Here is a 445-nt window from a genome sequence, read left to right on the forward strand (position 1 = left end):
GGCTTCAACCACGGCATGGAAAGGATCAAGCCCATCCTTTTCGTTCTGATCGATCTGCCCGATCAGAATCAGCGTGTTGCGCATCAGAATGCCGGACAGCGCGATCAGCCCCACCAGCGCGTTGATGCCGAACGGCTGATTGAACAGTAGCAAGGTCGGCACTACCCCAATGAGCCCCAGCGGCGCGGTCATGAACACCATGACCATCGCCGACATCGAACGCACCTGCAGGATGATGATCAGCAAGGTGACCGCAATCATGATCGGGAACAGCGGCAGCAACGCCACGGTCGCCTTGGCCGACTCCTCGATCGAACCGGCCTGATCGATACGGTAACCGGCCGGCAGGTGGTCGATGATCGGCTGCAGTTCCTTGATGATCTTCGACGACACATCCGGCGGCTGCAGATGCTCGGCAATGTCGCCGAGCACGGTGATGGTGGGC

Annotated in this window: 1 protein-coding gene; it reads right to left on the reverse strand. The window is 59.8% G+C overall.

Going from position 1 to position 445, the window contains the following annotated elements; genetic code table 11:
* The coding region (locus EE949_RS28925; protein ID WP_164666851.1) for an efflux RND transporter permease subunit at positions 1–445 on the reverse strand (445 nt) is incomplete at both ends.

The organism is Pseudomonas viridiflava (assembly GCF_900602065.1).
Taxonomy (GTDB): Bacteria; Pseudomonadota; Gammaproteobacteria; order Pseudomonadales; family Pseudomonadaceae; genus Aquipseudomonas.